Genomic DNA, 7,672 nt, shown 5'->3' with positions numbered 1-7,672 from the left:
GCCCTTGGTGGTGTAGACGCGTTCCACCTTGAGGCGCTTCTCCCCCGCACCGTCGCGGGTGGCCGTCTTCTTGCTGGAGCCACCAACGGTCTCCGTCATTCCCCGTTCCTCTTTCCGCGCGTTGTCGTGAATCGTAGGCGTCGTGGACGCGACCAACGTCCGGGCTCCCGTCCGTAGGCGGTCGCGGGCGAGCTTATGTGCAGCTGCTGTGTGCTGCGTGCGTGTTTGTGCTGTGTGTGCGTGCGTGAGTGCGAAGGTGTTTCTGGTTCTTGTGTGGCTGGTGTTACTGGTGGGGGTTTCAGGCGCGTTGCGCGTTGCGCAGGTCCGCGATTTCCTTCTCGAAGTCCTCCACCGAGGAGAACGAGCGGTAGACGCTGGCGAACCGCAGGTACGCGACCTCGTCCAGCTCCCGCAGCGGGCCCAGGATCGCCAACCCCACCTCGTGGCTGGGTATCTCGGCGCACCCCGTCGACCGGATCGACTCCTCCACCCGCTGGGCCAGGAGGTGGAAGGCGTCCTCGTCGACCGGCCGCCCCTGGCACGCACGGCGCACGCCGGTGACCACCTTGTCCCGGCTGAAGGGCTCGGTCACGCCGGAGCGCTTCACCACCGCGAGGACCGCCTCCTCGACCGTCGTGAACCGACGGCCGCAGCTGGAGCACGACCTGCGACGGCGGATGACCTGTCCCTCGTCCACCTCGCGCGAGTCCACCACGCGGGAGTCCGAGTTGCGGCAGAACGGACAGCGCACGACTGGTCACCCCTCCCCGGCGCAGCACCCGTCGCGCTAGCCCGGGTGGTGGGGAATACCCCAACCTGTGGACTAACTACAACGGTGTAACCACTAGATGTAGGGGTCAACCTATGCCTGCCGCCCAGATGGTGCAAGTTGGTGTCCGGCGTGTCGTGGGAGACACGGTGGAGTGAAACTCGCTGCGACGGGGTGGCTACCTGGTGGTGGTCGGGTCTCCGTGACGCCGGCCTCAGGGGGTGCGGCGACTGTAAGCCCTCCGGGGTGGGGTGGAGGTGATGGCTCGCGGGTCGCTCGCGTGTCGGGCGTCGTCTTGCGGTGGTGCGGTGGTGCGGTGGCTCGGCCTGGCTTCGCGTGGGTCTGGCTTCGGCTGGGGTCATGGCTCTCGAACGTCGTGCCCCGGTCTCGGCCACGACCCCGACTCCCGCCTCGGTCGCTTGGCCCCGAGGGGTGAAGCCGCCGCGGACCCGGCCCGCACGTGCGTGAGCGTTGGCTCCAACGGTCGCGTGGTCGCCCTGAAGAGGTTGCGTTCAAAGCGGCGCAAAGGTCCATTCGCCAGGAGTGTCGGTGCCTCGTGGGATAATGGACATCGGGGGCCGGAGGCCAAACCGCGCGGGCCGGAGGCCGGACCGCCCGATGGCTGGATTCAATATTCGCGTCGACCGCCGCGGGTCGCGGAGTTGTCCTGTGCCGCGTTGTTCGGCCGCGTTATTGGTGACCGCATGGGGGCGTTGGTGTTTTTGTTGCGCGCGTCGCTGTTGCGGTGCTTGGCGACACCGCTGAAAGAATGAAAAGAGCGCTCGCCGCGCGGCAGACCGCCAAGGATGACACGAAAAGCGTCCGGCGTCGTGCCATCCCCGTATGACCTGGTCAAAGACAACCACATGTGTCAAGGGGGATCGATTTTTGCGTGCCCACCAGTGCGGTTCGATCCCCCTTGACACATGCGGTTCCCTGCGGGCAGGCCATACGGGGATGACACGCAGCCTTGGGGGGCGGCTGGGAGTTACGGAGTGGGGGCGGAGCGGCCGTCTGGCACCACCAGGGGTTGGCCCGGGGTGATGGGGGTGTCGTTGGTCAGGTTGTTGAGGGACCTGATGCGTTCCGCTACGGCATCCGGGTCGCTGTTCGGGGCGGCGCGCTGGGCTACCTCTTCTAGCGACTCACCTACCTGGACGTGCACCACGCTGGTGCGTTCGGGGACCGTGGTGGCGCCTGACGCGAATAGGTAGAAGAGGCTCAGGGCTACTGCGGCTGCCACGGTCGCCGCGGCGTAGAGGGCGAACTGGAGCGCTGGGTGGCGGTCCTCGCGGGACTCGCATGGCGCTTCCAAGGGTGTTCGCACTGCCATCGGGCGGGTGCCTGGGGTGATGCGCGAAGTGGTGAGTGGAGCGGTGCGTGGAGTGGCGCCTGGGCGGCGGGTGTCCTCGAAGCGGCGCAGGACCCTTGGGCCTGTGTGCTGGGACGGGCCTGGAGTGGTGATGGCCGTGGCGGCCGTGCTGGTGGCCGTGCTGGCGGTGCCGGCGGTTACGGCGTGGGTGGAAGGGGTGGAGAGGGTGGAAGGGTGCGGCTCCAGGCGGTAGAGGGGGCGGGGGGTGCTGTGTGCGGAGTCGGTGTTGACGGTGCTGAGGGGGGTGCCGCGGCGCACGTCTTCCGCTGCCGCGCCTTCCACTAGTTCGAAGCCGGTCCGTGTGCCGATCACCACGGCCATGACGCCTCCCTACGCAGGTCATCCGATCATGATCGAACTTATGTTCGATCGAACGTCCGTGCGAATGTCTACCACTTCGGTTGGGGAAAGGGGAGGGACACGCCGACACTTACTTCGAACAGGTGTTTGATCTGGACGTTGAACACGACTACCTTCGACAACCGAAGATCGACGTACAGCCGGCCTGGGCAATCGGGACCGGTGAGGAGGGAAGCACCGTGGCTCGCAAGACCGATGACGAACTGCGCACCGGCGGCGATGTGCCCTCCGCGCCTGCTCCCGCCGACGTGGCGGGCAACGCCGGGCTCACGCTGCGCCAGCGCAAGGTGCTCGACGTGATCCGCGACTGGCTGGACCGGTTCGGCTACCCGCCCAGCGTGCGGGAGATCGGGGAAGCCGTCGGGCTCACCTCGACGTCCTCCGTGGCGCACCAGTTGCGCGCGCTGGAGCGCAAGGGCTTCCTGCGCCGGGACCCCAACCGGCCGCGGGCGGTGGGTGTGCTGCCGACCGAGATCGTGACCGGGCTCGACCCGGCGTCCAAGCCGACGCCCGCCTACGTGCCGATGCTGGGTCGCATCGCGGCCGGTGGGCCGATCCTCGCCGAAGAGGCCATCGAGGACGTTTTCCCGCTGCCTCGCGACCTCGTGGGTGAGGGCGAGGTGTTCCTGCTCAAGGTCGTGGGTGACTCGATGGTGGACGCCGCGATCACCGATGGTGACTGGGTCGTGGTCCGCCAGCAGCCGACCGCCGACAACGGCGACGTGGTCGCCGCCATGATCGACGGCGAAGCGACCGTGAAGACGTTCAAGCGGCGGGACGGGCACGTCTGGCTGCTGCCGCACAACCCCGCCTACCAGCCCATCCTCGGTGACGAAGCCTCGATCCTGGGCAAGGTCGTCGCCGTCCTGCGCCGCCTCTAACGCCGTCGGCGCAGGCGGCGGGCGGTCAGTGCCAGCAGGGCCAGGGCCGCCGCGCCGCCGCCGATGACCGGCCACAGCGCCCGGTTCTCGGCGGGTGGTGGCTCCGGTTGCGCCTCGGTGGTCGGTGGCGGCTGGGTGGTGGTGGTCGGCTGTGGTGCTGCCAGTGCCGCGTTGGGCACCGCTCGGATCACCGAGTCCGGTTGGCGGTCGAACTCCGACGCCGACAGCAGGGTGCCGTCGGGCTCGAAGGCGATGGCCTCGCCCTGCGGCTCGTCGGGCAGCGGGATGCGGACCGGGGTGCTCTCCAGGGCCTTCACCAGGTCGTTGTCCGGCACGGTGAACAGGTACGCGTCCGTGTAGGTGCGCAGGGCCGCCACCTTGCCGTCCTTCGACATGGCGCCCCCGGTCACCAGGCGGGTCACGACGGGGCTTTGCAGCGGACCGCCGGTCGTCTCGGTGGTCTTGATGGGCACCCTGCCGACCTGCTCCAACGGGGTCGGCCGCTCCGTCGAAAGCTCCGCCGCCGGCCGGTACACCAGCGGCGAGCCGAGGGGCTCCTTGGTCACGATGTGCGGTACACCGCTCGCGTCCAGCAGCAACGCCTCCGCGTCGTGCTTGCCGTCCGGGTAGGTGAGGCGGAACAGGCGGGCGGTGCCGTCGCGCGACACCGCGTGCAACGCCACCGTCTCCCGGGACTTGGTGTTGTCGCCCGTGTCCGCCAACCAGAACGTGCCGTCCGGCGCGAGGGCCAAGTCCTCCACGTCGTACGGGTCGACGTCCGCGGTGATGGTGTCGGTGATCCGGCACGTCCGGTCCAGGACGTGGATCTCCACCCGGCCGTCGTCGCTGTCGTTGACCGCGTACCACTGCTCGCCGTCCGACGCCAGGCCGGACAGCTCCGCCAACCGCTGGTCGGTCACCCGGCACACGTCGGTGACGGCCGGCTGCGCGATCGCGTAGCCGGCCGTCAGCGCCAGGGTGAGCAGTGCCGCGTGCAACGGGTCAGGCGCGGCTTCCGTTCACGGCGAACTGCTCCAGCGCGCCCGCCAGGTCCGGGCGGACGCGGGCGCTCAGCTCCGTGCCCTCCTCGGTGTGGCGCTCCTTGAGCACCTCGCCCTCGCGGTACACGCGGGCCACCAGCTCGCCACGCGCGTACGGCACCAGCGCCTCCACCACGACCTCCGGCCGGGGGGTGAGGGACGCGATGCGCTCCCGCAGCTCGGCCACGCCCTCACCGGTGTGCGCCGACACCAGCACCGCGGTGGGGAACAGGTGGCGCAGCCGCGCGAGACCCAGCTCGCCCACCGCGTCGATCTTGTTCACCACCAGCAGCTCGGGCGGCATCGGGTCGTCGCGGCGCTCGCTGATCTCGCCGATCACCTCGCGCACCGCCGCGACCTGCTTCTCCGGCATGGCGTCCGAACCGTCGACCACGTGCACCAGCAGGTCGGCGTCGGCGACCTCCTCCAGCGTGGAGCGGAACGCCTCCACGAGCTGGTGCGGCAGGTGCCGGACGAAGCCGACCGTGTCGGTCAGCGTGAGCGGCAGGCCCTCCGGGGTCTGGGTGCGCCTGGTCGTCGGGTCGAGGGTGGCGAACAACGCGTCCTCCACCAGCACGCCCGCGCCGGTCAGCGCGTTGAGCAGGCTGGACTTGCCCGCGTTGGTGTAGCCGGCGATGGCCACGTTGGGCACGGCGTTCGCGACCCGCGCGCCCCGCTTGGTGTCCCGGATGACGCTCATCGCGGCGATCTGCCGCCGCAGCTTCGCGATCCGGGCGCGGATGCGCCTGCGGTCCGTCTCCAGCTTCGTCTCACCGGGACCACGCAGACCCACGCCGCCATTGCCGCCGCCGGCGCGGCCACCGGCCTGCCGGGACAGCGACTCGCCCCAACCACGCAGGCGTGGCAGCAGGTACTGCAACTGCGCCAGCTCCACCTGCGCCTTGCCCTCCTTGGAGGACGCGTGCTGGGCGAAGATGTCGAGGATCAGCGCGGTGCGGTCGACGACCTTGACCTTGAGCTTCTCCTCCAGCTGCCGCAGCTGGCCGGGGGACAGCTCGCCGTCGCAGATCACCGTGTCCGCGCCGGTCGAGATCACGATGTCACGCAGCTCCGCGACCTTGCCGGAGCCGATGTAGGTGGCCGGGTCCGGGCGGTCCCGCCGCTGCACGAGGCCCTCCAGGACCTCGGAGCCCGCCGTCTCGGCGAGCAGCGCCAGTTCCGCCAGCGAAGCCTCGGAGTCGGCCGCGGAGCCCTCGGTCCACACGCCGACCAGCACGACCCGCTCCAAGCGGAGCTGTCGGTACTCGACCTCGGTGACGTCCTGGAGTTCGGTGGAGAGCCCGGCGACGCGGCGCAGCGCGTTGCGGTCGGCGAGCGCGAGATCGCCGGTGGACAGCTCGTCGTCGTGGTCGAGCCATTCGTCGTTGTGCGTGTTTTCCGTCATTTGCCCTTCATCGTCGCACGTCCGGTCACCGGAGCCGAGTGGTTAATCACCGGGGTACACCGCGAGGTAGAGCGCCACGCGTTGTCCTTCCGGGTCGTCCGGTCCGGCTGCCAGCTCCTCCAACAACGAACGGAGGCGCCGGTTTAGTTCCCGGGGGTTCACCCGGACGACCAGCCGGGCCTGGTCCACCTGGTCGGGCGGCAGCTCGGCGATCTCCGCGAGGTACGCCTCCAGCATGGCCTGGTTGCGCGCCTCGGGGTCGCCGCCCTCCAGCTGCCAGGACAGGCCGGTGGACCGGTACGGGATCTCCCGCGCGCCCCGGTTGCCCGACCGCGCCCGCTCGGCGACGAGGAAACCGGTCGCGACGAGTTTGCGCACGTGGTGCAGCGTCGTGGCGGGATCGCGGCCGAGGCGGTCGGCGATCTCCTTGTTGGTGAGGGCGCGGTCGTAGGTGAGGCGGATGATGCGCAGCCGCACGGCGGACGCGAGCGCGGCGGCCTCTGCCTCGGTGGCCGGGCGTCGGTGCATGGGGACAGGGTAAGTGATTGACACTTTCCAATCACTTGGGCGAGACTCCCGGCGTGTCCCTCTGGAACCACCGCGACTTCCGCCTGCTCTGGGCGGGCGACACCATCAGCCAGTTCGGCGCGAGCATCGGCCGCACCGTCCTCCCGCTGCTCGCGGCGGGCGTGCTGGCCGCGTCCCCGTTCCAGATGGGCCTGCTCACGGCCGCGAACACGGCGGCGTTCCTGCTCATCGGCCTGCCCGCCGGCGTGTGGGTGGACCGGCTGCGCCGCCGCCCGGTGATGCTCGCCGCCGACCTCGTGCGTGCCGTCCTGATGCTGTCCATCCCGGTGGCGTGGTGGCTGGAGGCGCTGACGTTCACGCACCTGGTGGTCGTCGCGCTGCTGGTGGGCGCGGCGACGGTCATGTTCGACATCGCCTACCAGTCGTACCTGCCCGTGCTGGTCGGCCGGGACCGGCTCGTGGAGGGCAACGCCAAGCTCACCGCCAGCCAGTCCGTCGCCGAGGTGTCCGGGCCGGCCGCGGCGGGTGGCGTGGCGCAGGCGCTCGGCGCGGCCAACGGCGTGCTCGCCACCGGCATCGGCTACCTGGCCTCGGCGTGGTACCTGCTGCGCATCCGCGCGGTCGAGCCCCGGCCCGCCGCGACCCGCCGGTCCGGGCTGGTCCCGGAGATCGCGGAGGGGCTGCGGTTCGTGTTCGGCCACCGGTCGCTGCGCGCCATCGTCGGCACGACCGGCACGGCGAACTTCTTCGACGGCGTGTCGCTCGCCGTGGTGGTGCTGTTCCTGACGCGCGACCTGGACCTGTCCGACGGCGTGGTCGGGTTGCTGCTCAGCGCGGCGGGCGTGGGCGGCGTGCTCGGCGCGCTGACCGCCGACCGGTGGAACCGCCGGTTCGGGCAGACCCGCGTGATCTGGCTGTCGATGCTGGTCACGCAGCCCCTCGGGCTGCTGCTGCCACTGGCCGAACCCGGTTGGCGGTTGGCGTTCGTGGTGGTCGCGGACCTGGTGACGGCGTACGGGACGATCGTCTACAACATCGCGCAGGTCAGCTACCGGCAGGCGATCTGCCCGGACCACCTGCTGGGCCGGATGAACGCCTCGGTGCGGTTCGTCGTGTGGGGCGCGCTGCCCGTCGGCGGGCTCGTGGGCGGCCTGCTCGGGTCCGAGATCGGTGTGCTCGCCACGCTGTGGGTGGGTGTCGTCGGCCGGGTGTTGTCCGTGGTGTGGGTGGTCCAGTCACCGCTGCGCCGGGACGCGTCGGCGGTCGATGCGCACTGATGGGGTGATGTGCGGCGACCCCGCCGATCACTAGCGTGCC

At 70.3% G+C, this 7,672-nt stretch carries 6 protein-coding genes; 2 read left to right on the top strand and 4 right to left on the bottom strand.

From position 1 onward, the window contains the following. Positions 1-298 precede the first annotated feature (298 nt). Entirely contained in the window at positions 299-751 is a 453-nt protein-coding gene (gene nrdR / locus KZQ38_RS34365) for a transcriptional regulator NrdR (RefSeq protein ID WP_219448192.1), read from the bottom strand. Positions 752-2,680: 1,929 nt separating this feature from the next. Here nrdR and lexA point away from each other — a divergent pair. After that, positions 2,681-3,382: a transcriptional repressor LexA gene (gene lexA / locus KZQ38_RS34355; protein ID WP_219448190.1), complete on the top strand. Its 702-nt coding sequence runs from the start codon at positions 2,681-2,683 to the stop codon at positions 3,380-3,382. Here lexA and KZQ38_RS34350 read toward each other — a convergent pair. From KZQ38_RS34350 to KZQ38_RS34340, 3 genes are read right to left on the bottom strand one after another with little or no spacing between them, the layout of a single operon-like run. After that, positions 3,379-4,380, bottom strand: coding sequence for an esterase-like activity of phytase family protein (locus KZQ38_RS34350; RefSeq protein WP_219448189.1), 1,002 nt, complete (start codon positions 4,378-4,380; stop codon positions 3,379-3,381). The genes lexA and KZQ38_RS34350 overlap by 4 nt on opposite strands. 4 nt (positions 4,381-4,384) lie before the next feature. Next, positions 4,385-5,827: a GTPase HflX gene (gene hflX, locus KZQ38_RS34345; RefSeq protein ID WP_219448188.1), complete on the bottom strand. Its 1,443-nt coding sequence runs from the start codon at positions 5,825-5,827 to the stop codon at positions 4,385-4,387. Between the two features lie 42 nt (positions 5,828-5,869). Then, positions 5,870-6,355, bottom strand: coding sequence for a winged helix-turn-helix domain-containing protein (locus KZQ38_RS34340; protein ID WP_219448187.1), 486 nt, complete (start codon positions 6,353-6,355; stop codon positions 5,870-5,872). A gap of 53 nt (positions 6,356-6,408) precedes the next feature. Between KZQ38_RS34340 and KZQ38_RS34335 the strand changes: the two genes are divergently transcribed. Then, positions 6,409-7,632, top strand: a complete 1,224-nt coding sequence (locus KZQ38_RS34335; RefSeq protein ID WP_219448186.1) for an MFS transporter — start codon at positions 6,409-6,411, stop codon at positions 7,630-7,632. Positions 7,633-7,672: the final 40 nt, after the last annotated feature.

The organism is Saccharothrix obliqua (genome assembly GCF_019375475.1).
GTDB lineage: Bacteria > Actinomycetota > Actinomycetes > Mycobacteriales > Pseudonocardiaceae > Actinosynnema > Actinosynnema obliqua.
This window is presented reverse-complemented; position numbering and strand designations above follow the sequence as displayed.